Raw genomic sequence first — 22975 nt, forward strand, 5'->3', positions numbered from 1 at the left:
TTTTTTCGCATGTTGGCTTGCTTTTGATGACGATATTGCCGATATGTGCATCCGGGAGGTTGGTGGTGGACGAGCCACTCGCCAACCGGGTCAGGTCCGGAAGGAAGCAGCCCTAACGAGCCCGGCACGGGTCATCGTGCCAGCCTCCCACCTTCTCTCCACGAAGTGCCCGACAGTCCGGGCGACAAGCAGGGCGATGAGCGACACCGAGCGACAATCAAAAGATGCCGCCTCGACGGGCACCGGATACCGAGTGCTGGCTCGCAAATACCGCCCCAAGGATTTCACGGACCTGATGGTCGGCCAGGAGCCGATGGTCCGCACCCTCACCAACGCCTTCGAGACCGGCCGCATCGCGCAAGCCTACATGCTGACCGGCGTGCGCGGCGTCGGCAAGACGACGACGGCGCGCATCCTGGCGCGGGCGCTGAACTACAAAACATCGGAGATCGACAAGCCGACGATCGACCTTCGCACGCCGGGCGAACACTGCCAGGCGATCATGGAAGGCCGGCATGTCGACGTGATCGAGATGGATGCGGCCTCCCATACCGGTATCGACGATATCCGCGAGATCATCGAGCAGGTGCGCTACCGGCCGGTTTCGGCGCGCTACAAGGTCTATATCATCGACGAAGTGCACATGCTGTCGACACAGGCCTTCAACGGCCTGTTGAAGACGCTGGAAGAGCCGCCGGAGCATGTGAAGTTCATCTTCGCCACCACCGAGATCCGCAAGGTGCCGATCACCGTGCTGTCGCGCTGCCAGCGCTTCGACCTGCGCCGCATCAGCGCCTCCGATCTCGTCGGGCTGTTCACGACAATCGCGGCCAAGGAAGGCATCGAGGCGGAAGCTGACGCGCTGGCGATGATCGCGCGTGCTGCCGAAGGCTCGGCGCGCGACGGCCTGTCGCTGCTCGATCAGGCGATCGCTCATGGCGCAGGCGTCGTGCAGGCGGAAGCCGTGCGCGGCATGCTCGGCCTTGCCGATCGCGCCCGGATCGTCGATCTCTTCCAGCATGTCGTCAAAGGCGATGTGGCGGCCGCCCTCGGCGAGTTCCAGAACCAGTACGAAGCCGGCGCCAATCCGGTGGTAGTGCTCACCGATCTTGCCGATTTCACCCATCTGGTGACGCGGCTGAAATATGTGCCGGATGCGGCAAACGATCCTTCGCTCAGCGAGGTCGAGCGCACCAAGGCGGCGGAATTTGCCAAGGGCGTTGCAGTGACGACGCTGTCGCGCATCTGGCAGATGCTGCTGAAGGGCATTCCCGAAACGGAAGGCTCCTCGCGAACGGCGGGCGCTGCCGAAATGGTGCTGATCCGGCTTGCACATGCCGCGCATCTGCCGGCGCCCGAGGATGCGGCGCGGCGGCTTGCCGAATTTTCCGGCGACAATGCCGGCCCGCGGCCCTCTTCCCCACCTTCCGGCAATGGCGGCAACAACGGAACACGGGTTTCCTATCAGGGCAGTGTCGCCGCACGCGCGCCGGAAACAGCACCGAGCAAGCCACAGCCTTCAGCGCCGGTGGCGATGCTGCGCGCCGTGCCGAGCAGCCAGCCGGAAACGACGCCTGTCGGGCGGATCGAAACCAAGCCCACTGAAGCGCCGAAGCCGCTCGTCCCGATCAATTCGGTCAACGATATCGTCAACCTCGCCACCGAGAAACGCGATCCGAAGCTGAAGGCGATGGTGCGCACCTTCCTGCGCCCGGTCCGGATCGAAGCCGGCCGGCTCGACGTCAGCCTGGCTCCCGGTGCGCCGACGACGCTGCTCAACGAGCTTGCCGTCAAGCTGAAGGAATGGACCGGCATCCATTGGATTGTCAGCCTCAGCCGCGACGAGGGCCAGCCGACGCTTGTCGAAGCGGAGGCCAGGACCCGGGAACAGCATGTGATCGACGCGCGCCAGGACCCTGACGTGGCGGCAATCCTTGCGCATTTCCCCGGTGCTAAGATCATCGACGTGCGCGTACGGGCGCCCGAACCGGAGGAGGAAGGCCAGGTGACGCCGCCGGCCGCCGCCGAATCCGAGGAAGGTGACATCCTGCCGGGCGACGACATAGAATTCTAAAGTTTCAACAAGGAGCGAGACGATGCGCGACATCATGGGCATGATGGGCAAAGTCAAGGAAATGCAGGCCAAGATGGAGCAGATGCAGGCGGAGATCGCCGAGCTCACGGCCGAAGGCAAGGCGGGCGGCGGTCTCGTCGCCGTCGTCATCACGGGCAAGGGCGAGCTGAAGAGCCTGAAGATCGATCCGTCGCTGTTCAAGGAAGACGATGTCGAGATCCTCGAGGATCTGATCGTCGCCGCTCACAAGGACGCCAAGGACAAGGCCGAGGCGCTCGCCGCCGAAAAGACCAAGGCGCTGACGGCAGGCCTGCCGATCCCACCGGGCTTTAAGCTGCCGTTCTGAGGCGGCCCTCATATCAAGGTGTCAAGTGATCTAATGCGCTTCGTCGGTTTGGGATTCCAGCATGGCCCGAAGCTTGTAGTGAATTGGGGCCGCGAGATATCGCGCCCGATCTGCGCCCTGAAGCCTTCGGCCGAAGGTCTCCATTAGCTCGGGCATCGTAATCTTGTCTCCCGAAAAAGACGTGTATTCCATCGGCATCCCGGGCTCGACCACGCCGCCCCGGATGACGCGGCAATAAATGCCGGGACGGGCGGCGGCGGTGTAACGCTTGACGAATTTCGGATCGGCCATCCTGGCGGCGAAGGTGGCGCAGGGCATACGGCATGCCGTGACCTCGAGGACGAGATCGCCAGCGGCGAAGCGGTCGCCGACGGCGACGTCGCGATTGTCGAGGTCCGATATCACCATGTTTTCGCCGAACGTGCCGGCCTCGTAGGGCTGGCCCAGCTCCTGCGCCCACCAGTCGAGCGTCAGCGATCCCTCGACATAGACTGCCTGGTCGACGCCGCCATGGTGTTTGCGGTTGCAGATCGCATCGCCGACCAGACCTTCGGCATCGATCATCACCGCGCCGTTGACGGCGTGTTTGAAGATGCCGGTCTTGTAGCTCTTGCCCGGCAGTCTTTCCGGATTGCCGGTGCACAAGGCCAGGATTTTCATGGGATGGCCGATCCTTCCGCGATTCCGTTTTCGTTCCATATCAGTTAAGAACGGCGCATGGCAAAACGAGTCACCGGACCCGAAATCGAAAAACTCATCCAGCTTCTGGCGAAGGTGCCGGGCCTCGGGCCGCGCTCGGCGCGCCGGGCGGCACTGCATCTGATCAAGAAGAAGGATCAACTGCTAGGCCCGCTGTCGAATGCAATGGGCGAGGCCTATGACAAGGTGAAGATCTGCTCGCGCTGCGGCAATGTCGATACGGTCGATCCCTGCATTGTCTGCACCGACACCCAACGCGATCAATCCGTCATCATCGTCGTCGAGGACGTATCGGATCTCTGGGCGCTGGAGCGGGCAGGCGCGATGAACGCCGCCTATCACGTGCTCGGCGGCACGCTGTCGCCGCTCGACGGGGTCGGTCCTGACGATCTCAACATTCGCGGCCTGATCGACCGGGTCGGCGAAGGCGGCATCCGGGAACTGATCATCGCGGTCAATGCCACCGTCGAGGGACAGACGACGGCTCATTACATCACCGACCAGTTGCAGGGGCTCGATGTGAAGATCACGCGGCTGGCGCATGGCGTGCCTGTCGGCGGCGAACTCGACTATCTCGACGAGGGCACGCTTGCGGCGGCACTTCGGGCGCGGACGGTGATATGAGAGGCTTGCGTATGTTGCACCACACCCCCCTCTGCCCTGCCGGGCATCTCCCCCACAAGGGAGGAGATCACAAGTGGCTTTGGTTTCCCGCTTCATTGTCAGTTTGCCGCGCAGAAACGTCGATTATCGGCGGAAACCTCCGCGCCCAGCCGATCTCCCCACCTGTGGGGGAGATGCCCGGCAGGGCAGAGGGGGGTGTTCCACGGCGGCTGCGGATATTCGCACTCACATTGGCGGCAGCTCTCCTGCCCCTCTCCTGTTACGCGGCCCCTTCAAAAGCCGATGTCGAGGTGCAGTTCGAAAAATGGGTGCAGGCCGACCTCTGGCCGGAGGCGAAGGCGAACGGCATTTCGGAGAAGGTCTTTCAAGCCGCTTTCTCCGGCATCACGCTGAACTGGAACCTGCCCGATCTCGCTCCGCCCGGTTTCCCGCCGCCAAAGGAGCAGAAGCAGACGCAGGCCGAATTTTCCTCGCCCGCTCCCTATTTCAACGAGGACCAGCTGAAGAAGCTTGCCGCAACGGGACGCGGCTTTGCCGCCCAATATGGCTCGACGCTGAAGCGGATCGAAAAGACCTATGGCGTGCCGGGCTCGATCGTGCTTGCCATCTGGGGCCGGGAGACGGGCTTCGGCGCGGCGAAGATCCCGAATTCGGCGATCGAGGTGCTGGCGACCAAGGCCTTCATGTCGACGCGCAAGGAGATGTTCCGCACCGAGCTGGTGGCCGCACTCCATATTCTCGACGGCGGCGACGTCACACCAGCCAACTTCAAGGGTTCGTGGGCGGGGGCACTCGGCCAGCCGCAATTCATGCCGACGAGCTATCTAAAATATGCCGTGGATTTCGATGGCGACGGTCACCGCAATATCTGGACCTCGGTGCCCGATACGCTCGCCTCGATCGCCAATTACCTGGTCAAGAAAGGTTGGCAGCGCAACCGCGACTGGGGCTTCGAGGTGTCGATACCGGAGGTGGTCTCCTGCGCGCAGGAGGGACCCGATCTGGCAAAGCCGCTGTCGCACTGGGCCTCGCTCGGCATTGACCGTATCTCCGGCAAGGGCTTTCCCTCCGGCGAGATGAAGGCTGAGGGCATGATGCTGGTTCCGGCTGGCCGCGACGGGCCGGAATTCATCGTCACGCCGAATTTCTACATCATCAAGGAATACAATAATTCCGATCTCTATGCGCTCTATATCGGCAATCTTGCCGACCGGATCGCCTATAATGACGGCGCCTTCCAGGGCAGATGGGGCGATGTCGGCAAGATGCTGCGCTCGGACGTCGCCGCCATGCAGAAGGCGCTGGAACGGCAGGGCTATGATGTCGGCGGTTCCGACGGTCTGCCGGGCTACAAGACCCGGCGTTCGATCGGCCAGTGGCAGGCAAAGAACGGCATGAAGCCGACATGCTTTCCCGAGGCTGCGATGAAGGGCAAGCTGAAGTAACCGGCTTCAGAGCGGTTCAGTTTTCATGCAAGCACAGAACCGCTCTTACTTTTTGTTTTTACGCAATTCCGGACGGAAAACCGCTTCACACTTTTCCTGGAATTGCTTCAGAGATTGCGTTTCAAACCTTCATGGCTGGCGACGAAACCGAGCTTCTCGTAGAAGCGGATCGCATCCCCTCGCGTCTTGTCCGATGTCAACTGCACGAGGCCGCAGCCGCGCTCGGCGCATTGGGCGATCGCCCATTCGATGAATTGTGCGCCGAGGCCAGAACCGCGAAGATCGCTTGCGACACGCACGCTTTCGATCTGGCCGCGCCACATGCCCGTCCTCGAAAGACCGGGAACAAAACTCAGCTGCAGGCAGCCGACGACCCGATCGGTCGCGTCATTGGCGACGGCCAGAAGCTGATTGGCGTCCGCCTCGATCGCGGCGAAGGCCGAGAGATAACGCGCGTCGACAGGATCCGAAACGATCTCCCTTCTGCCGCCAAGATCGTCATCGGCCAGAAGCCGGACGATGGCAGCCAGGTCGGATTGGTGAGCGAGCCTGAATCTGTACATGTTTGATCTCTGCACACCTGGTCTCAATGATGCAGATCGATCGGCGCCTTGTGGAAGACGTCGTCACCCGGCGGAATGGCCTGGCGTTCGATCATGCGGTGGACATGCAGCGGACCTTCGCCGCGGTGAAGCGCACGCAGCCTGTCGGTGTTTTCGGCATCGGCCTGCGTGCGCCGCTGGTTGTGCCTTATGTATTCGACCCAGGTCGGCGTATGGTAGGTTTCCGTCCAAAGGCTGGGATTTTCGAGATCACGCATCAGCGCCCAGTTGCGGGCGCCGTCGCGGATGCGGATACGGCGGCGCTCGCCCATCAATTCCATGAACTCGGCAAGGTCCTCGTCGGCAATCTCGTAGTCGACCTGGATGACGATCGGGCCGCTGCGCGGCGTGATGTCGAGACTGAGGGCCGGTTCGGTGAAGCGGTTCAGCGGATCGAGGTTGAGCGAGGCAAAGGCCGGCATGGAAAAGCGCAGGCCGATGGCGATGCCGAGCAGCATGACGACGGATGACATCAGCAGAGCATCGGCGACGCCGTAGCGATCGGCGGCAACGCCCCACAGCCAGCTGCCGCCGGCAATGCCGCCGAAGGTGACGGTCTGGTAGAGCGACAGCGCCCGGCCGACCACCCAGCGCGGCGTCGAAAGCTGGACGATGGTGTTGAACAGCGATAGTGCGGAGACCCAGCAGGCGCCTGAAACGAGCAGCCCGGCGGAGGTCAAGACGGCACTCGGGCTCAAGGCTGCGATGACCGCACTCAGTGCAAAACCGGTAAAGGAGAGGCGGATGATCATCTCGCTGGAAAGCACCTGGCGAAGCCTGGCATTCAGCACCGCACCGCCGATTGCGCCGATGCCGAAGGCGCCGAGCATGAAACCGTAGGTCAGCGGCCCGCCGGCAACGAGATCGAGGGCGACGACCGGCAGCAGCGCCAGGATCGAGCTGGCGCCGATGCCGAAGAGCAGCCCTCTGACGAGGACCTTTTCGAGATTGGGCGACATCGAGACATAACGCAGGCCGGCGAAGATGGCGCTGCCTAGCGCCTCCCGCGGAAGGGTCGAGACGGGCGCGGCTGGCCGCCAGCGCAGCAGGGCATAGATCAAGGCGAGGTAACTCAGCGTATTCACCGCGAAGGCCGCGGCCGCGCCGGCAGCAGCCACGATGACGCCGCCGATCGCCGGGCCGACGCTGCGGGTGATGTTGAAACCCATGCTGTTCAGCGTGACCGCTGCCGGCAGATCGGCGCGCGGCACCATATCGCCGACCGATGCCTGCCAGGAGGGATTGTTGAGCGCGGTGCCGCAGCCGATCAGGAAGGTGAAGAAGAGCAGCAGCCAGGGCGTGATCCAGCCGAGCAGGGCTGAGGCCGTCAGCAGCGCCGAGACCGTGAGCATCATGCACTGCGCCGTCAGCATGACCCGGCGGCGGTCATAATTGTCGGCCAGCGCACCCGATATCAGCGAAAACAGCATGATCGGCAGCGCCGTCGAGGTCTGCACCAGCGCGACCATGTCCTCCGAGGCGGTGATCGTCGTCATCATCCAGGCGGCGCCGACCGCCTGGATCAGGCCGCCGAAATTCGAAGAAAGGCTCGCGAACCAGATGGTGCGGTAGGTATCGTGCCGCAAAGGCGCCAATGTCGACGAAGTGTAGGCCACGATTTCTCCCGCTTTTGTTATTGCGCGCCAACGGCAATATATGCGCAAGACCGGCGCTGGCCATAGGCCTGTTCACGCGCGGCAAGCGAATTGGCCGAATCGGTCGCGGACCTTGCAATTTCGGAAAAACCCGACTATATGCCTCTCAAATTCTTGATCGCTTGATGAAGAGTGGGCCGCAAGGACCCGCTCTTTTTTATTAGCGCGATCGCCGAAAAAGCATGAAATTGCGAGGAGCGCACCGCTTGTCGGATCTGACAAACGCAGACAATGAACGTGAGCCGCGGCTGATAACCGAAACCGGGCTCGACCAGCGTCTTGCCGATATCATCGAACCCGTTCTCGTCGACCTGGGCTTCCGCCTTATCCGCGTCCGCATGATGAACCAGAACGGTGCGACGATGCAGGTCATGGCCGAACGCAACGACGGCACAATGACGGTTCAGGATTGCGAAGAAGTCTCGATGGCGATTTCTCCGGTCCTCGATGTGGAAGATCCGGTCGATAAAGAGTATCATCTGGAAGTGTCTTCGCCCGGCATCGACCGTCCGATGGTGCGGAAATCCGATTTCGTCCGCTGGCAGGGCCACCTTGTGAAATGCGAGACGTCGATCTTGATCGACAATCGCAAGCGCTTCCGCGGCAAGATCGTCGAAGCAGGCACAGATGGTTTCACGCTCGAGCGTGACCAGATCGCCTATGGGGAAGAGCAGAAGGTCACCATTCCCTTCACGGCGCTTAGCGATGCGAAGCTCATTCTGACCGACGACCTGATCCGCGACGCGTTGCGCGCCGACAAGCTGGCGAAAGCCCAGGCCGCCAACCAGAACGAAGCGGACGACGAAGAATAACCGATCAACAGACCGCTCCAGGGACGGGACCCCTGGAGTAAAGACGGAGAAACAAGACAATGGCAGTCAGTGCGAACCGGCTCGAACTTCTGCAGATCGCAGATGCAGTGGCGCGCGAAAAAGTCATCGACCGCGAGATCGTGCTGGCCGCAATGGCCGATGCCATCCAGAAGGCGGCACGCTCCCGTTACGGCACCGAGTCCAACATCCGTGCCGACATCAATCCGAAGACCGGCGAAATCCGCCTGCAGCGCCTGCTCGAAGTCGTCGAGAAGGCCGAGGATTATTCGACCCAGATCCCGCTGGAGCTGGCCCGCGACCGCAACCCGGACGCCGCACTCGGCGATTTCATCGCCGATCCGCTGCCGCCGATGGATTTCGGCCGCATCGCCGCACAGTCGGCCAAGCAGGTGATCGTGCAGAAGGTGCGTGAAGCCGAGCGCGACCGCCAGTTCGACGAATTCAAGGATCGCACCGGCGAAATCGTCAACGGCACCGTCAAGCGCGTCGAATACGGCAACGTCATCGTCGATCTCGGCCGTGGCGAAGGCATCATCCGCCGCGACGAAATGATCCCGCGCGAAAACGTCCGCTATGGCGATCGCGTCCGTGCCTACGTCTATGATGTCCGTCGCGAGCAGCGCGGCCCGCAGATCTTCCTGTCGCGTACGCATCCGCAATTCATGGTGAAGCTTTTCACCATGGAAGTGCCGGAGATCTACGACGGCATCATCCAGGTAAAGTCGGTCGCCCGCGACCCGGGTTCACGTGCCAAGATCGCGGTGATCTCGAACGACAGTTCGATCGATCCGGTCGGCGCCTGCGTCGGTATGCGCGGCTCACGCGTTCAGGCCGTCGTCGGCGAGCTTCAGGGCGAGAAGATCGACATCATTCCGTGGAGCCAAGACCCGGCGACCTTCGTCGTCAACGCCCTGCAGCCGGCTGAGGTCGCCAAGGTCGTTCTCGACGAGGATGCCGAGCGTATCGAAGTCGTCGTTCCCGACGAGCAGCTGTCGCTTGCCATCGGCCGCCGCGGCCAGAACGTCCGCCTCGCTTCGCAGCTGACCGGCTGGGATATCGACATCATGACGGAGGCCGAGGAATCGGAACGCCGCCAGAAGGAATTCAACGAGCGTACCAATCTGTTCATGGATTCGCTCGATGTCGACGAGATGGTCGGCCAGGTTCTGGCTTCGGAAGGTTTTGCCGCGGTCGAAGAACTGGCTTATGTCGATCTCGACGAAATCTCTTCGATCGACGGTTTCGACGAGGAGACGGCGCAGGAAATCCAGCAGCGCGCCCGCGAATTCCTCGAGCGTCTCGAAGCCGAGATGGACGAGAAGCGCAAGGCGCTCGGTGTTCAGGACGAACTGCGTGAAATCAACGGCATGACCGCCCAGATGATGGTGGCGCTCGGCGAAGACGGCATCAAGTCGATCGAGGACTTTGCCGGTTGCGCTGCCGACGATCTCGTCGGCTGGTCGGAACGCAAGAACGGCGAAACGAAGAAGTTCGAGGGCCTGTTCTCGAAGTTCGACGTCTCGCGCGTCGAGGCAGAACAGATGATCGTCCAGGCCCGCCTTTCGGCTGGCTGGATCACGCAAGAGGACCTGGCGAAGGGGACCGAAGAAGAGGTCACCGAAGCCGAACAAGAAGCATGATGACCGCGCATGAACCGGACGCTCCTCTCGAGGACGACGATCTTGCAGGTTATGACGTGAACGGACGCATGTGCATCGTGACGCGCGAAAGCGGATCGCCGGAAGAGCTGATCCGCTTCGTCGCCGCTCCCGATGGAACAGTTGTCGCCGATCTGAAGCGCGAGCTTCCGGGACGCGGATGCTGGGTGAAGATCGACCGGTCGCTGGTCGACAGGGCGGTGGCGAAGAAGCTCTTCGCCCGCGCGCTGAAGACGGATGTAAAGGCGGCGGACGATCTCGGCGCGAGTGTCGATCGGCTGCTCGCGGCGCAATTGATGCAGATGATGAACATGGCGCGGAAAGCCGGCCAGTTCGTCAGCGGGTCCTCGAAAGTGGATGCCGCGGTCAGAAGCGGAGCAGCCCTTGCGGTGTTCCACGCGACTGGTGCAGCGGACGATGGCGTCCGGAAAATCGACCAGGCCCGCAAGGCCTGGCACCTCGGAATGGAGACCGAGGAGGAGATACCTTCCTTCCGTCTCTTCTCGGAGAGCGAAATGGAAGGCCTGATGGGCCAGAATGCTTTTATCCATGCCGCAGTGCTTGCAGGGCAGGCGGGTGAAGGTGTAGTGAAGCGCGCAAAGATGCTCGAACAGTACCGTATTGGCGGTCAGTCCCGGGCAGCGGGCGGCGCTGGCCGGCAAAAACAATGAGGCGGTCACCGGCATCGGCCGGTCCCATCCTCATTGATCGACAGTATTGAACGACAGGGTCTGATCTAGTCATCGCTCCCTGTCCGAAGGAACGGGAACGAATGACCGATAGTAACGACGACAAGACAATCAGCGTAGCGGGCAAAAAGACACTCACCCTGAAACCATCGGGGATGAGCCAGGGCACCGTTCGCCAGGATATGGGTCGAGGTCGCACCAAGGCGGTCGTCGTCGAGACCCGTAAGCGGCGCCCGATGCGCCCGGAAGACGAAAAGCCGATCACACCCGTCGCTCCGCCGGCCCCCGTGCGCGCAGCCGAACCGGCGCCCGCACCCGTGCAGGCGCGTCCGCAGCAGCCGACGCCGGCACCGCGGGTTCAGCAGGGCAACAACAACCAGACGAACCAGCGTCCGCCGCAGCAGTCTCACCAGCCGCCGCGCCAGAACGATCGTCCGCGCCCGGTGGTGTTGAACCATCTGTCGCCGGAAGAGATGGACGCCCGCCGCCGCGCGCTTGCCGACTCCCAGGCGCGTGACGCCCAGGATGCGATCCGCCGTGCCGAGGAAGAAAAGCTCCGTGCCGCCGAAGAGGTTATCCGCAAGGCAGCCGAAGCGGAAGAAGCTGCCCGCCGGGCCGCTGAAGAGGCCGTCCGGCGGGCTGAGGCACCCGCTGTTGCTGAACCGGCAGCCGCAGAACCGGCTCCGGCCGAAGCACGCACCGACGCCGCACGGCCGCAGCAGCCCGCATCGTCGGCACCGGCCGCACGCCGGCCCGATGCGGCTGGAGCACCTGCTGCCCGTCCGGCAGCCGGCGCTGCCGTCCCTGGGGCCGTTCGCGGCCGCCGCGACGAAAAGGAAGAAGACGATCGTGGCGCAGCGCGCGGCGGTCCGGTCCGTGGCCGCGTCGTTCGCCCGGAACCCGCAAAGCCGGTCACGACTCGTCCGAAGACGGATGAAGAGCGCCGTCGCGGCAAGTTGACGATCACCACTGCCAACGTGGACGGCGAGGACAATGCCCGCGGTCGTTCGCTCTCGGCGATGCGTCGCCGGCAGGAGAAGTTCCGCCGCGGTCAGATGCAGGAAACCCGGGAGAAGATCTCCCGCGAGGTGGTTCTGCCCGAGACCATCACCATTCAGGAACTGTCGCAGCGCATGTCCGAACGCGCCGTCGACGTCATCAAGTACCTGATGAAGGAAGGCCAGATGATGAAGCCGGGCGACGTCATCGACGCCGACCTTGCCGAAATCATCGCCGGCGAATTCGGCCATACGGTCAGGCGCGTGTCGGAATCCGACGTCGAACTCGGCATCTTCAACGTGTCCGACGACGATGGCGAACTGGTCTCGCGCCCGCCCGTCGTTACCATCATGGGCCATGTCGACCACGGCAAGACCTCGCTGCTCGACGCCATCCGCCATGCCAACGTGGTCTCCGGCGAAGCCGGTGGCATCACCCAGCATATCGGCGCCTATCAGGTGGAGCAGAACGGTCAGAAGATCACCTTCATCGATACGCCCGGCCACGCCGCCTTCACGGCAATGCGTGCCCGCGGTGCGCAGGCGACCGACATCGCGATCCTGGTCGTCGCAGCCGACGACAGCGTGATGCCGCAGACGATCGAATCGATCAACCACGCCAAGGCGGCTGGTGTTCCGATCATCGTGGCGATCAACAAGGTCGACAAGCACGAGGCTGATCCGCAGAAGGTCCGCAACCAGCTGCTGCAGCACGAAGTCTTCGTGGAATCCATGGGCGGCGAAGTGCTTGACGTCGAGGTTTCGGCCAAGACCGGCAAGAACCTCGACAAGCTGCTTGAGGCGATCCTGCTGCAGGCGGAAATTCTCGATCTCAAGGCCAATGCGAACCGGACCGCCGAAGGCACTGTCATCGAAGCCCAGCTCGATCGTGGCCGTGGTTCGGTCGCGACCGTGCTCGTCCAGAAGGGCACGCTGCGTCCCGGCCAGATCATCGTCGCCGGCGACGTCTGGGGCCGCGTGCGCGCTCTCGTCACCGACAAGGGCGACCATGTGAAGGAAGCAGGCCCGGCAACGCCGGTCGAGGTTCTCGGTCTTTCCGGCACGCCGCAGGCCGGCGACAAGTTCGCCGTCGTCGAAAGCGAAAGCCGCGCCCGCGAAATCTCGGAGTATCGTCAGCGTCTGGCCCGCGACAAGGCGGCTGCCCGCCAGTCGGGACAGCGCGGTTCGCTGGAACAGATGATGATGCAGCGCCAGAGCGTCGGCATCAAGGAGTTCCCGCTGGTCATCAAGGGTGACGTGCAGGGCTCGATCGAAGCGATTGCCGGTGCGCTGGAGAAGCTGGGCACCGACGAAGTCCGCGCCCGCATCGTCCATTCGGGCGCCGGCGGTATCACCGAGTCGGATATCTCGCTCGCCGAAGCCTCGAACGCGGCCATCATCGGCTTCAACGTCCGTGCGAATACGCAGGCACGCCAGTTCGCCGAGCGCGAAGGCATCGAAATCCGCTACTACAACATCATCTACGACCTCGTGGATGATGTGAAGGCAGCGATGTCGGGCCTCTTGTCTCCAGAGCGGCGCGAAACCTTCATCGGCAATGCCGAGATCCTCGAGGTGTTCAACATCACCAAGGTCGGCAAGGTCGCAGGCTGCCGTGTCGTCGAAGGCAAGGTCGAACGTGGTGCCGGCGTCCGCCTCATCCGCAACGACGTCGTCGTTCACGAAGGCAAGCTCAAGACGCTCAAGCGCTTCAAGGACGAAGTGTCCGAAGTGCCGATGGGTCAGGAATGCGGCATGGCCTTCGAAAACTACGAGGACATGCGCGCCGGCGACGTCATCGAGTGCTTCCGCGTCGAACATATCACGCGCACGCTCTAAGCTGCTGCGCCTGAACTTTTCCGAAAGCCATCCGCCAGCCGGCGGATGGCTTTCGGACATCTGCTGACTTGACCTTTTGGACCAAAAGAGTCATGGACGCTCTCCTTTGACGGGTTCGATTCCCAGCCGCATCGGCAAATAGAGATAACAATGACCAGAGTAACTTCTTCCGCGCCTTCGCAGCGCATGCTGCGCATTGGCGAACAGGTTCGCGCCGCTCTCACCCAGGTGCTGCAGCGCGGCGAAGTGCGTGACGAAATCATCGAGGCGACCGTGATCTCGATCTCGGAAGTGCGCATGTCGCCGGACCTCAAGATCGCCACCGCCTATGTGACGCCGCTCGGCGTTTCCGACCACAGCATCGTCATCGAGGCGTTGAACCGTCATGCAAGGTTCATCCGTGGCCGGCTCGGGCCGCAGCTTCGGCAGATGAAATACATGCCGGAGGTACGCTTCCGCGACGATACCAGCTTCGACAACTACAAGAAAATCGACGAGCTGCTGCGTTCGCCCGAGGTGAGCCGCGACCTCGACGGCGATAATGACGAACAATAAACAGAAGAGACGCATGTCCAAACCACGCAAACCCAAAGGCCGGCCGATTTCCGGCTGGCTGATCCTCGACAAGCCGGTGGATTTCGGCTCGACGGAAGCCGTCTCCAAGATCAAGTGGCTCTACAAGGCCGAGAAGGCCGGTCATGCCGGCACGCTCGATCCGCTCGCCTCCGGCATGCTGCCGATCGCGCTCGGCGACGCGACGAAGACCGTCCCCTACGTGATGGACGGCCGCAAGATCTATGAATTCACGGTGAGCTGGGGCGAGGAACGTGCGACCGACGATCTCGAGGGCGAGGTGACCAAGAGTTCGGACAAACGCCCGAGCGAACAGCAGATTCGCGATATTCTGCCTGGATATATCGGTACCATCAGCCAGGTGCCGCCGCAGTTTTCCGCTATCAAGATCGCAGGTGAGCGCGCCTATGATCTGGCGCGAGAAGGCGAAACCGTCGAAATCCCCTCGCGTGAGGTCGATATCTTCCGGCTGACCTTGCTCGCCTGCCCGGACGCCGATAGCGCGCATTTCGAAGTGGAATGCGGCAAGGGTACCTATGTCAGGGCGCTGGCGCGCGATTTCGGCCGCGAGCTCGGCTGCTACGGCCATGTGTCCGGGCTGCGGCGCACCTTCGTCGCGCCTTTCGCGGAAGAGGCCATGGTGCCGCTTGCGGATCTCGTGGCACTGGAGGCGATCGAGGATATGGACGAGCGCCTGGCGGCCCTCGACGCGCTGCTGATCAACACCTGCGAAGCGCTATCCTCCCTGCCCCATCTGGTCATCAATGACGACCAGGCGCACCGGCTGAAGATGGGCAACCCGATCCTGGTGCGTGGCCGCGATGCGCCGGTTGCCGAAAGCGAAGCCTATGCGACGGCCCGCGGCAAGCTGATCGCGATCGGCGAGATCGGCCAGGGGGAGTTCCGCCCGAAGCGGGTTTTCGCCTGAGCCTATCTGGCTTTCTGACAACGACAGCGATTGTCAGCCGGTAGCGATGCGATATCTTCCCTGTCGGGCCATGGGGCCCCGACAGAGGGAAAGACTATGCGTGGAACTGCTATCGGAATCCTGACGTTCTTTTCGATGTTGCTTGCCGTCACCGGCGCTCAATCCGCCGAGCGCTGGGCCGAGCTTCCGGCCTTTCCTTCGATGCCGGTGGCAAAGACGAGCGGCATGGCCGAGGTGAACGACATCAAGATGTATTACGCCGAATACGGCGAAGGCGACCCGATCCTCTTCATCCATGGCGGTCTTGGAAATGCCGAGGTCTGGGGTCACCAGGTCGCCGATTTTGCCAAGGATCATCTGGTCATCGTTGCCGACAGCCGCGGACATGGGCGCTCGACGCGCAGCCAGCAGCCCTTCGGTTATGATCTGATGACATCGGATTATGTGGCACTTCTTGACTATCTGAAGATCGACAAGGTGACGCTGGTCGGATGGTCGGACGGCGGCATCATCGGCATCGACATGGCGATGAAACACCCAGAAAAATTGACCCGCGTCATTGCCCAGGCAGCCAACGTCACAACAGACGGCGTCAAGGCTGACGTCATGGACAATAAGACCTTCAACGACTACATCAACGTCGCCGGGGAGCAGTACCGGAAGCTTTCGCCGACGCCGAACGAATATGACGCCTTCGTCAAGCAGATCTCCGAAATGTGGGCAACCCAGCCGGCCTGGACGGCCGCCGATCTTGGCAAGATCTCGGTGCCGGTCACACTTGCCATCGGCGATCATGATGAAGCCGTAAAGCTCGACCATACGGAAATGATGGCAAAACAGATTCCGGGCGCCAAACTCGTCATCCTGAAAGATGTGAGCCATTTCGCCATGCTGCAGGATCCTGCAGCCTATGACGGGATGATCCGAGGCGCCATGGCGGGCCGTTGAAGCCGCCAAGGACGACCCCTCTTTCCATTGATCCATATTTGGTTTATAGGCAGCGCCAGCATCGGGTACGCCCGTTTGCATTCACGGCCAAAGCTGGACGACATCCCGGCTTTTGGCGACTTTAATCTCCTCCTCTTAGAAAGGATCACCCGATGTCGATCACTGCTGAGCGCAAGTCTGCGCTGATCAAGGAATATGCGACCGTTGAAGGCGATACCGGTTCTCCGGAAGTCCAGGTCGCGATCTTGACCGAACGCATCAACAACCTGACCGAACACTTCAAGGACCACAAGAAGGATAACCATTCCCGCCGTGGCCTGCTGACGATGGTTTCGAGCCGCCGCTCGCTTCTTGATTATCTCAAGAAGAAGGATGAAGGCCGCTATTCCAAGCTGATCACCAGCCTGGGTATCCGCCGCTAAGATTGTCCGGCGGGCGCTTTCCGAGCGCCCGCCGGATCCTGTTTCGGGACACGGCTCCCGATGAAATGTTCCAACCGCGCCCTATCTTTTAGCGGTGGAAAGACCGGCAGACCCGGATGGGCCGGTTCTGCCAAACCAACCGTTGACCTGTCATGGGGCAGGATTGCCGGATGCTTTCGGCCAAGGCTTGTCAGTGAGCTTTGGCCCGGTTTCTCAGGAACGCCTGAGGAAACCGAGGATGAAAAGCCTCCCGTTGTCTTGCCCGTGATACGTCACATTGATTGCGGTCGACTGTGCGCTGCGCCTTGATATCGGCGATGGCGCGTGCTCCCGCATTGAAGGACAAGACATGTTTGATACACACACAGTGGAAATCGAGTGGGCTGGCCGCCCGCTGAAACTCGAAACCGGCAAGATCGCCCGTCAGGCCGACGGCGCCGTTCTCGCCACCTACGGCGAAACCGTCGTTCTCGCCACCGTCGTCTCGGCCAAGGCGCCGAAGGCCGGCCAGGACTTCTTTCCGCTCACCGTCAACTACCAGGAAAAGACCTATGCGGCCGGCAAGATCCCCGGCGGCTACTTCAAGCGCGAAGGCCGTCCGAGCGAAAAGGAAACCCTGGTTTCCCGCCTGATCGACCGCCCGATCCGCCCGCTTTTCCCTGAGGGCTACAAGAACGACACGCAGGTTGTCGTTACCGTTATCCAGCATGACCTCGAAAACGATCCCGACGTGCTGTCGATGGTTGCCACCTCGGCTGCGCTGACGCTGTCCGGCATTCCCTTCATGGGCCCGGTCGGCGGTGCGCGCGTCGGCTACATCAACGGCGAATACGTTCTCAACCCGCATCTCGACGAGATGGACGAATCGAGCCTCGACCTCGTCGTCGCCGGCACCTATGACGCCGTCCTGATGGTGGAATCCGAAGCCAAGGAACTTAACGAAGACGTCATGCTCGGCGCCGTCATGTTCGGCCACAAGGGTTTCCAGCCGGTTCTCGACGCGATCATCAAACTCGCCGAAGTGGCCGCCAAGGAGCCGCGCGACTTCCAGCCGGCAGACTACTCCGCTCTCGAAACCGAAATGCTCGGCCTTGCCGAAGGTGAACTTCGCGAAGCCTACAAGATCACCCAGAAGGCCGACCGCTACGCCGCCGTCGACGCCGTCAAGGCGAAGGTGAAGGCGCACTTCCTCCCCGAGGAAGGCGAAGCCCGGTACACACCCGAAGAAGTCGGCGCGATCTTCAAGCATCTGCAGGCGAAGATCGTCCGCTGGAACATCCTCGACACCAAGAGCCGCATCGACGGCCGCAACCTCGAAACCGTCCGTCCGATCGTTTCGGAAGTCGGTCTTCTGCCGCGCACCCACGGTTCGGCGCTGTTCACCCGCGGTGAAACCCAGGCGATCGTGGTTGCCACCCTCGGCACCGGCGAAGACGAGCAGTATGTCGACAGCCTGACGGGCATGTACAAGGAGCGCTTCCTGCTCCATTACAACTTCCCTCCCTACTCGGTTGGCGAGACCGGCCGCATGGGCTCCCCGGGTCGCCGCGAAATCGGCCACGGCAAGCTCGCATGGCGCGCAATCCGTCCGATGCTGCCGACGCCTGAGCAGTTCCCCTACACGCTGCGCGTCGTCTCCGAGATCACCGAGTCGAATGGCTCGTCCTCGATGGCGACCGTCTGCGGTACCTCACTCGCTCTGATGGACGCCGGCGTTCCGCTGGCAAAGCCGGTTGCCGGTATCGCCATGGGTCTGATCCTGGAAGGCGATCGCTTCGCTGTCCTCTCCGATATTCTCGGTGATGAAGACCACCTCGGCGATATGGACTTCAAGGTCGCCGGTACCGCCGACGGCATTACCTCGCTGCAGATGGACATCAAGATCACCGGTATCACCGAAGAGATCATGAAGGTCGCCCTTGGCCAAGCCCAAGGCGGTCGCGTCCACATCCTCGGCGAAATGTCCAAGGCCATCACCGAAAGCCGTGGCCAGCTCGGCGAATTCGCTCCGCGCATCGAAGTCATGAACATCCCGGTCGACAAGATCCGTGAAGTCATCGGCTCCGGCGGCAAGGTCATTCGCGAAATCGTCGAAAAGACCGGCGCGAAGATCAACATCGAGGACGACGGCACCGTCAAGATCGCTTCGTCCTCCGGCAAGGAGATCGAAGCGGCCCGCAAGTGGATCCACTCGATCGTTGCCGAACCTGAAATCGGCCAGGTCTACGAAGGCACGGTCGTCAAGACCGCCGACTTCGGCGCCTTCGTCAACTTCTTCGGCGCCCGCGACGGCCTCGTCCACATCTCGCAGCTTGCTTCCGAGCGTGTTGCCAAGACCCAGGACGTCGTCAAGGAAGGCGACAAGGTCTGGGTCAAGCTGCTCGGCTTCGACGAACGCGGCAAGGTTCGCCTGTCGATGAAGGTCGTCGACCAGGCCACCGGCCAGGAAATCCCGAACGAGAAGAAGAAGGAAGAAGCGGCCGAATAAGCCGCCTTCCAGATTCAATACCGGGCGCGGGGATGCTTCCGCGCCCTTTTTTGTATCCTAAAGCGCGGCGCGATCCTTCAGATCGCTTACCGCACTTCAGGTCTTCGGTCTTGCGTGTGTCGTGCTCGCAAAACCGCCGAACACTTTTGCGCGACATGCTTTAAGACGAGACGAGACCATGAGCAGCGAGACGCTGAAGACCCTGTTCCATCCCTTTGCCAGCGGCACAGTCGCGGCGCCCGGCGAGGGCGAGCGCGTGCTCTTCCTCGGCGCCGAGGCAGGCTTTGCGCTGCCGGAAGGCTTTGCCGCCTCGCTCAGCGCCGTCCAGGGCTTCCGGCCGCTCTATCGCCAGCTGCTGGCGCAGCGGATCGAAGCGAAGCCGGAGATCGACGGCGAGGACTACGATGCGGCTCTGGTGCTCTGCACCAAGCACAAGGGCGAGAACGAGGCCAATCTCGCCGCTGCGATCGCCCGCACGCGGCTCGGCGGCCTGATCGTCATTGCCGGCGCCAAGGAAGACGGCATCCAGCCACTGCGCAAGCGGATGGAAGGTTTCAATCTCGCCGTCGACCATATGCCGAAATATCATGGCCTCGCCTTCTGGTTTGGCCGGCCGGCGGATGCCGACGAGATTATCTCCAAGCTGGCAAAGGCGCCGGTGCGCGTCGACGGTCGTTTCCAAGCGACTCCAGGCATGTTCTCGCATGACCGCATCGATGCCGGATCGGAGCTGCTCGCCTCGCGCCTGCCTGAGGATTTCACCGGCGACGTTGCGGATTTCGGCGCCGGATGGGGCTATCTCTCCGTCGAGCAGGCGCAGAAGTCGCGTGGACTGACGCGCCTCGACCTCTACGAGGCCGACCACGCGGCTCTGGAGGCTGCCAGGGATAATCTGGCTAAGAACTGCCCGAACGCGCCTGCACGCTTCTTCTGGCACGATCTGGCGGGTGAGCCGGTCAAAGACAAATACGATCTCGTCATTATGAACCCACCCTTCCATGAGGGACACGCGGCCGATCCGGCGCTCGGCCAGGCAATGATCAAGACGGCCGCATCCGCCCTTCGCGGCGGCGGCCGCTTGATGCTCGTCGCCAATCGCGGCCTGCCTTACGAGCCCGTTCTGGCGGCAAATTTCAGGGAAAGCGGCGAAACCTGCCGCAACGCCCGGTTCAAGGTTCTCTGGGCGAAGAAATAAGCCTACGGGGCTTCGACGCTGATCCTATCATCGAACAACAAAAAGGCCGGGCGCATCATCTGCGCACGGCCTTTGAGTTTCAAATGGGGTAGCCGTTTACTCGACGTCCGCCCTGCGCAGCGCTTCCAGCGTTGGCATGGAGGTGACGTTGAAGCCGGCGTCGACGAAGTGGATTTCGCCGGTGACGCCGGACGAAAGGTCGGAGAGCAGGTAGAGAGCCGAGCTGCCGACCTGATCGATGGTCACGGTCTTGCGCAGCGGCGCATTACGCTGGTTCCAGGAGAGGATCGCGCGCGCATCGGAGATACCAGCGCCGGCAAGCGTGCGGATCGGGCCGGCGGAAATGGCATTGACGCGGATGCCGCGCGGGCCGTAATCGGCGGCGAGATAACGCACCGAAGCCTCGAGCGCTGCCTTGGCAACCCCCATGACGTTGTAGTTCGGGATGACGCGCGTCGAGCCATTATAGGTCAGCGTCAGCATCGCACCACCATCTTCCATCAACGGAGCGCAGCGCTTGGCGATCTCGGTGAAGGAGAAACAGGAAATGACCATGGTGCGGCTGAAATTCTCACGCGTCGTATCGGCGTAGAGACCCTTCAGCTCGTTCTTGTCGGAAAAGCCGATGGCATGGACGATGAAATCGAGCTTGCCCCAGCGCTCGCTTATCGCGTCGACCACGGCATCGACCGAGGCGATGTCCTCGACGTCGCAGGGCAGGACGAAATCCGAGTTGACCTCGGCAGCAAGCGGCCTGACGCGCTTGCCGAGCGCATCGCCTTGATAGGTGAAAGCGAGTTCCGCACCCTGTGCGGCGAGAGCTTTTGAAATCCCCCAGGCGATCGAGTGGTTGTTGGCGACGCCCATGACGAGCCCGCGCTTACCCTGCATGATTCCCGTCATATTATTATCCGTTATAGCGCTGGAAGACGAGCGTGGCGTTGGTGCCGCCGAAGCCGAAGGAATTGGAGAGGGCAATGTCGATCTTGGCGTCGTCGATGCGCTTGCGCACAATCGGGACACCTTCGAATTCGGGATCGAGATCGGTGATATGAGCGCTTTCGCCGATGAAGCCTTGCTGCATCATCAGCAGGGAATAGATCGATTCCTGCACGCCGGCAGCGCCAAGCGAATGGCCGGTCAGCGACTTGGTCGACTGGATATGCGGGATCTTCGAGCCGAACACTTCGCGGATGGCGCCGATTTCCTTGCTGTCGCCGACCGGCGTCGATGTGCCGTGGGTGTTGACGTAGTCGACGTCGCCTTTGACGGTGGCGAGCGCCTGGCGCATGCAGCGGATAGCGCCTTCGCCCGAGGGGGCGACCATGTCGTATCCGTCCGAGGTTGCGCCGTAGCCGACGATTTCGGCATAGATCTTGGCACCGCGGGCCTTGGCGCGCTCCAGCTCCTCGAGCACCAGCACGCCGGCGCCGCCGGCGATGACGAAGCCGTCGCGGTTGACGTCATAGGCGCGCGAGGCGCTGTCCGGCGTGTCGTTGTACTTAGAGGACATGGCGCCCATGGCGTCGAAAAGGTTGGACATCGTCCAGTCGAGATCCTCATGGCCACCGGCGAACATCACGTCCTGCTTGCCCCACTGGATCATCTCGGCGGCGTTGCCGATGCAATGCGCCGACGTCGAGCAAGCCGACGAGATCGAATAATTGACGCCGTGGATCTTGAACCAGGTGGCGAGCGTGGCCGATGCGGTCGAGGACATCGCCTTCGGCACGGCGAAGGGGCCGATGCGCTTCGGGCTGTTGTTCTTGATGGTGATTTCGGCAGCTTCGATCAGGGTGCGGGTGGACGGACCGCCGGAGCCCATGATGATGCCGGTACGCTCGTTCTGAGCGTAGTCTTTCTCTTCCAGGCCGGAATCGGCAAGTGCCTGCTTCATGGCCACATGGTTCCAGGCGCCGCCCTGCGACAGGAAACGCATGGCGCGGCGGTCGACCAGTTCGGCAAGTTCCGCCGAACCGAGCTTTGGACTGCCCCAGACCTGGCACTTGAACCCATGCTCGGCGAAATCGCTCGAAAAGGAGATACCCGACTTTGCCTGCCGCAAGGATTCGGTGACTTCGGCCGCGTCGTTTCCGATCGAGGACACGACACCCAGACCTGTGACAACTACCCGTCTCATCTGATCAAACCTTTGTTGTTTTCGTCAGCCGCTCGAAATGCGGTTTCAGGCCGTCTTGTCTTTCGATAGACCGACGCGAAGGTCGGCCGCCTGATATATGGTCTCGCCGTCCGCCTTTAGCCAGCCGTCGGCGGTGCCGAGGACCAGACGGCCACGCATGACACGCTTGAAGTCGATGCCATATTCGATCAGCTTCGTCTGTGGCCGGACCATGCCCTTGAATTTCACTTCGCCGGTCGAAAGCGCCATGCCGCGGCCTTCCTCGCCGAGCCAACCCAGAAAGAAACCGGTCAGCTGCCACATGCCGTCGAGACCGAGGCAGCCCGGCATGATCGGATTGCCTTCGAAATGGCAGGGAAAATACCAGTCGTCGGGGCGAACGTTGTATTCCGCCCTGAGGTAGCCCTTATCGAAGGTACCGCCCGTTTCGGAAATGTCCGTGATGCGGTGAACCATCAGCATGGGCGGCAGCGGCAACTGCGCATTGCCGGGGCCGAACAGCTCGCCATGTGCGCAAGCGATGAGTTCTTCATACGAGAAGCTGGACTGTCTGGTCGTCATAAAGTTTCTTTTTCCCCCCGCGTCAAGCCGATGGATGTGAACGTGTAGTCCAAGTTCTTCAGAAAATGAAGCACAAGCAAGGCAGCTTCATTCATCGCCCCGGACCAGGCTTGCGCCATTATTTGGTGGTCGCATACAGGAAGGCTAGGGCTGGGACCAGACCTATTTGCGTCAAAAGCCCGTTTTTGCCGCGTTTATCAGGCTCCCGTCCCCATTGAACTATTGAAAGGCTCCGATGCAAAAGTTATACCGCTTAAA

20 protein-coding genes and 1 other RNA gene are annotated in these 22975 nt (G+C 62.0%); 15 read left to right on the top strand and 6 right to left on the bottom strand.

Annotated features, from left to right (window positions below; translation table 11 throughout):
• The first annotated feature begins 54 nt into the window (after positions 1-54).
• From ffs to G9X67_RS25050, 3 genes are all read left to right on the top strand, one after another.
• Positions 55-151: signal recognition particle sRNA small type (ffs, locus tag G9X67_RS25040), an RNA gene on the top strand.
• A gap of 45 nt (positions 152-196) precedes the next feature.
• On the top strand, positions 197-2074 hold the full coding sequence (locus G9X67_RS25045) for a DNA polymerase III subunit gamma/tau (protein WP_138388513.1): 1878 nt from the start codon (positions 197-199) through the stop codon (positions 2072-2074).
• 22 nt (positions 2075-2096) lie between these two features.
• Entirely contained in the window at positions 2097-2420 is a 324-nt protein-coding gene (locus G9X67_RS25050; RefSeq protein ID WP_003544342.1) for a YbaB/EbfC family nucleoid-associated protein, read from the top strand.
• Positions 2421-2450: 30 nt separating this feature from the next.
• Here the strand turns inward: G9X67_RS25050 and G9X67_RS25055 are convergent, their stop codons facing one another.
• Entirely contained in the window at positions 2451-3080 is a 630-nt protein-coding gene (locus G9X67_RS25055; RefSeq protein WP_138332091.1) for an MOSC domain-containing protein, read from the bottom strand.
• A gap of 57 nt (positions 3081-3137) precedes the next feature.
• Here G9X67_RS25055 and recR point away from each other — a divergent pair, with 57 nt between their 5' ends.
• Together recR and G9X67_RS25065 are read left to right on the top strand one after the other, a co-directional pair.
• On the top strand, positions 3138-3743 hold the full coding sequence (gene recR, locus G9X67_RS25060; RefSeq protein WP_003555792.1) for a recombination mediator RecR: 606 nt from the start codon (positions 3138-3140) through the stop codon (positions 3741-3743).
• A 173-nt stretch (positions 3744-3916) separates the two neighbouring features.
• A complete protein-coding gene (locus G9X67_RS25065) occupies positions 3917-5188 on the top strand; it encodes a lytic murein transglycosylase (RefSeq protein WP_171599929.1) in 1272 nt (423 codons plus the stop codon).
• 107 nt (positions 5189-5295) lie between these two features.
• On the opposite strand, the gene G9X67_RS25070 is transcribed toward G9X67_RS25065, so the two are convergent.
• Positions 5296-5751 (bottom strand): GNAT family N-acetyltransferase, encoded by a 456-nt coding sequence (locus tag G9X67_RS25070; protein WP_171599930.1) that lies wholly within the window; start codon positions 5749-5751, stop codon positions 5296-5298.
• 23 nt (positions 5752-5774) lie between these two features.
• Positions 5775-7454, bottom strand: coding sequence for an MFS transporter (locus G9X67_RS25075; protein ID WP_171599931.1), 1680 nt, complete (start codon positions 7452-7454; stop codon positions 5775-5777).
• Between the two features lie 197 nt (positions 7455-7651).
• Between G9X67_RS25075 and rimP the strand changes: the two genes are divergently transcribed.
• From rimP to G9X67_RS25125, 10 genes are all read left to right on the top strand, one after another.
• Positions 7652-8257 carry a ribosome maturation factor RimP gene (rimP, locus tag G9X67_RS25080; protein ID WP_003544329.1) on the top strand — a complete coding sequence of 202 codons (606 nt, stop codon included), beginning with the start codon at positions 7652-7654 and terminating at the stop codon, positions 8255-8257.
• A 59-nt stretch (positions 8258-8316) separates the two neighbouring features.
• Entirely contained in the window at positions 8317-9918 is a 1602-nt protein-coding gene (gene nusA / locus G9X67_RS25085) for a transcription termination factor NusA (protein ID WP_138332086.1), read from the top strand.
• Entirely contained in the window at positions 9915-10607 is a 693-nt protein-coding gene (locus G9X67_RS25090) for an RNA-binding protein (RefSeq protein WP_017989926.1), read from the top strand. The genes nusA and G9X67_RS25090 overlap by 4 nt, the downstream gene beginning before the upstream one ends.
• 101 nt (positions 10608-10708) lie before the next feature.
• Complete coding sequence (gene infB, locus G9X67_RS25095; protein WP_171599932.1) at positions 10709-13462, top strand: translation initiation factor IF-2; 2754 nt, start codon at positions 10709-10711, stop codon at positions 13460-13462.
• A 150-nt stretch (positions 13463-13612) separates the two neighbouring features.
• Positions 13613-14017 (top strand): 30S ribosome-binding factor RbfA, encoded by a 405-nt coding sequence (rbfA, locus tag G9X67_RS25100; RefSeq protein ID WP_138332084.1) that lies wholly within the window; start codon positions 13613-13615, stop codon positions 14015-14017.
• Positions 14018-14030: 13 nt separating this feature from the next.
• Positions 14031-14963: a tRNA pseudouridine(55) synthase TruB gene (gene truB, locus G9X67_RS25105; RefSeq protein ID WP_003544320.1), complete on the top strand. Its 933-nt coding sequence runs from the start codon at positions 14031-14033 to the stop codon at positions 14961-14963.
• 96 nt (positions 14964-15059) lie between these two features.
• Complete coding sequence (locus G9X67_RS25110) at positions 15060-15911, top strand: alpha/beta hydrolase (RefSeq protein WP_138332082.1); 852 nt, start codon at positions 15060-15062, stop codon at positions 15909-15911.
• Positions 15912-16063: 152 nt separating this feature from the next.
• Positions 16064-16333, top strand: a complete 270-nt coding sequence (gene rpsO, locus G9X67_RS25115; protein WP_003544317.1) for a 30S ribosomal protein S15 — start codon at positions 16064-16066, stop codon at positions 16331-16333.
• Positions 16334-16682: 349 nt separating this feature from the next.
• Complete coding sequence (pnp, locus tag G9X67_RS25120) at positions 16683-18821, top strand: polyribonucleotide nucleotidyltransferase (protein ID WP_138332081.1); 2139 nt, start codon at positions 16683-16685, stop codon at positions 18819-18821.
• Between the two features lie 178 nt (positions 18822-18999).
• Complete coding sequence (locus G9X67_RS25125; RefSeq protein WP_171599933.1) at positions 19000-20016, top strand: class I SAM-dependent methyltransferase; 1017 nt, start codon at positions 19000-19002, stop codon at positions 20014-20016.
• A 96-nt stretch (positions 20017-20112) separates the two neighbouring features.
• Here G9X67_RS25125 and fabI read toward each other — a convergent pair whose 3' ends face one another.
• Genes fabI through fabA form a run of 3 tightly spaced genes read right to left on the bottom strand, consistent with a single transcriptional unit; the run spans position 20113 to position 22717 of the window.
• Complete coding sequence (gene fabI / locus G9X67_RS25130; protein ID WP_131719769.1) at positions 20113-20919, bottom strand: enoyl-ACP reductase FabI; 807 nt, start codon at positions 20917-20919, stop codon at positions 20113-20115.
• Between the two features lie 4 nt (positions 20920-20923).
• Complete coding sequence (gene fabB, locus G9X67_RS25135; protein WP_171599934.1) at positions 20924-22156, bottom strand: beta-ketoacyl-ACP synthase I; 1233 nt, start codon at positions 22154-22156, stop codon at positions 20924-20926.
• A 45-nt stretch (positions 22157-22201) separates the two neighbouring features.
• On the bottom strand, positions 22202-22717 hold the full coding sequence (fabA, locus tag G9X67_RS25140; RefSeq protein WP_171599935.1) for a 3-hydroxyacyl-[acyl-carrier-protein] dehydratase FabA: 516 nt from the start codon (positions 22715-22717) through the stop codon (positions 22202-22204).
• Positions 22718-22975: the final 258 nt, after the last annotated feature.

It is taken from the genome of Rhizobium sp. WYCCWR 11152, from assembly GCF_013087615.1.
Taxonomy (GTDB): Bacteria; Pseudomonadota; Alphaproteobacteria; order Rhizobiales; family Rhizobiaceae; genus Rhizobium; species Rhizobium indicum.

Coding starts and splice junctions, on each gene's coding strand:
- G9X67_RS25045 (WP_138388513.1), top strand. CDS start 197: ATGAGCGACACCGAGCGACAATCAAAAGATGCCGCCTCGACGGGCACC.
- G9X67_RS25050 (WP_003544342.1), top strand. CDS start 2,097: ATGCGCGACATCATGGGCATGATGGGCAAAGTCAAGGAAATGCAGGCC.
- G9X67_RS25055 (WP_138332091.1), bottom strand. CDS start 3,080: ATGAAAATCCTGGCCTTGTGCACCGGCAATCCGGAAAGACTGCCGGGC.
- recR (WP_003555792.1), top strand. CDS start 3,138: ATGGCAAAACGAGTCACCGGACCCGAAATCGAAAAACTCATCCAGCTT.
- G9X67_RS25065 (WP_171599929.1), top strand. CDS start 3,917: ATGCCCGGCAGGGCAGAGGGGGGTGTTCCACGGCGGCTGCGGATATTC.
- G9X67_RS25070 (WP_171599930.1), bottom strand. CDS start 5,751: ATGTACAGATTCAGGCTCGCTCACCAATCCGACCTGGCTGCCATCGTC.
- nusA (WP_138332086.1), top strand. CDS start 8,317: ATGGCAGTCAGTGCGAACCGGCTCGAACTTCTGCAGATCGCAGATGCA.
- G9X67_RS25090 (WP_017989926.1), top strand. CDS start 9,915: ATGATGACCGCGCATGAACCGGACGCTCCTCTCGAGGACGACGATCTT.
- infB (WP_171599932.1), top strand. CDS start 10,709: ATGACCGATAGTAACGACGACAAGACAATCAGCGTAGCGGGCAAAAAG.
- rbfA (WP_138332084.1), top strand. CDS start 13,613: ATGACCAGAGTAACTTCTTCCGCGCCTTCGCAGCGCATGCTGCGCATT.
- truB (WP_003544320.1), top strand. CDS start 14,031: ATGTCCAAACCACGCAAACCCAAAGGCCGGCCGATTTCCGGCTGGCTG.
- G9X67_RS25110 (WP_138332082.1), top strand. CDS start 15,060: ATGCGTGGAACTGCTATCGGAATCCTGACGTTCTTTTCGATGTTGCTT.
- rpsO (WP_003544317.1), top strand. CDS start 16,064: ATGTCGATCACTGCTGAGCGCAAGTCTGCGCTGATCAAGGAATATGCG.
- pnp (WP_138332081.1), top strand. CDS start 16,683: ATGTTTGATACACACACAGTGGAAATCGAGTGGGCTGGCCGCCCGCTG.
- G9X67_RS25125 (WP_171599933.1), top strand. CDS start 19,000: ATGAGCAGCGAGACGCTGAAGACCCTGTTCCATCCCTTTGCCAGCGGC.
- fabI (WP_131719769.1), bottom strand. CDS start 20,919: ATGACGGGAATCATGCAGGGTAAGCGCGGGCTCGTCATGGGCGTCGCC.
- fabB (WP_171599934.1), bottom strand. CDS start 22,156: ATGAGACGGGTAGTTGTCACAGGTCTGGGTGTCGTGTCCTCGATCGGA.
- fabA (WP_171599935.1), bottom strand. CDS start 22,717: ATGACGACCAGACAGTCCAGCTTCTCGTATGAAGAACTCATCGCTTGC.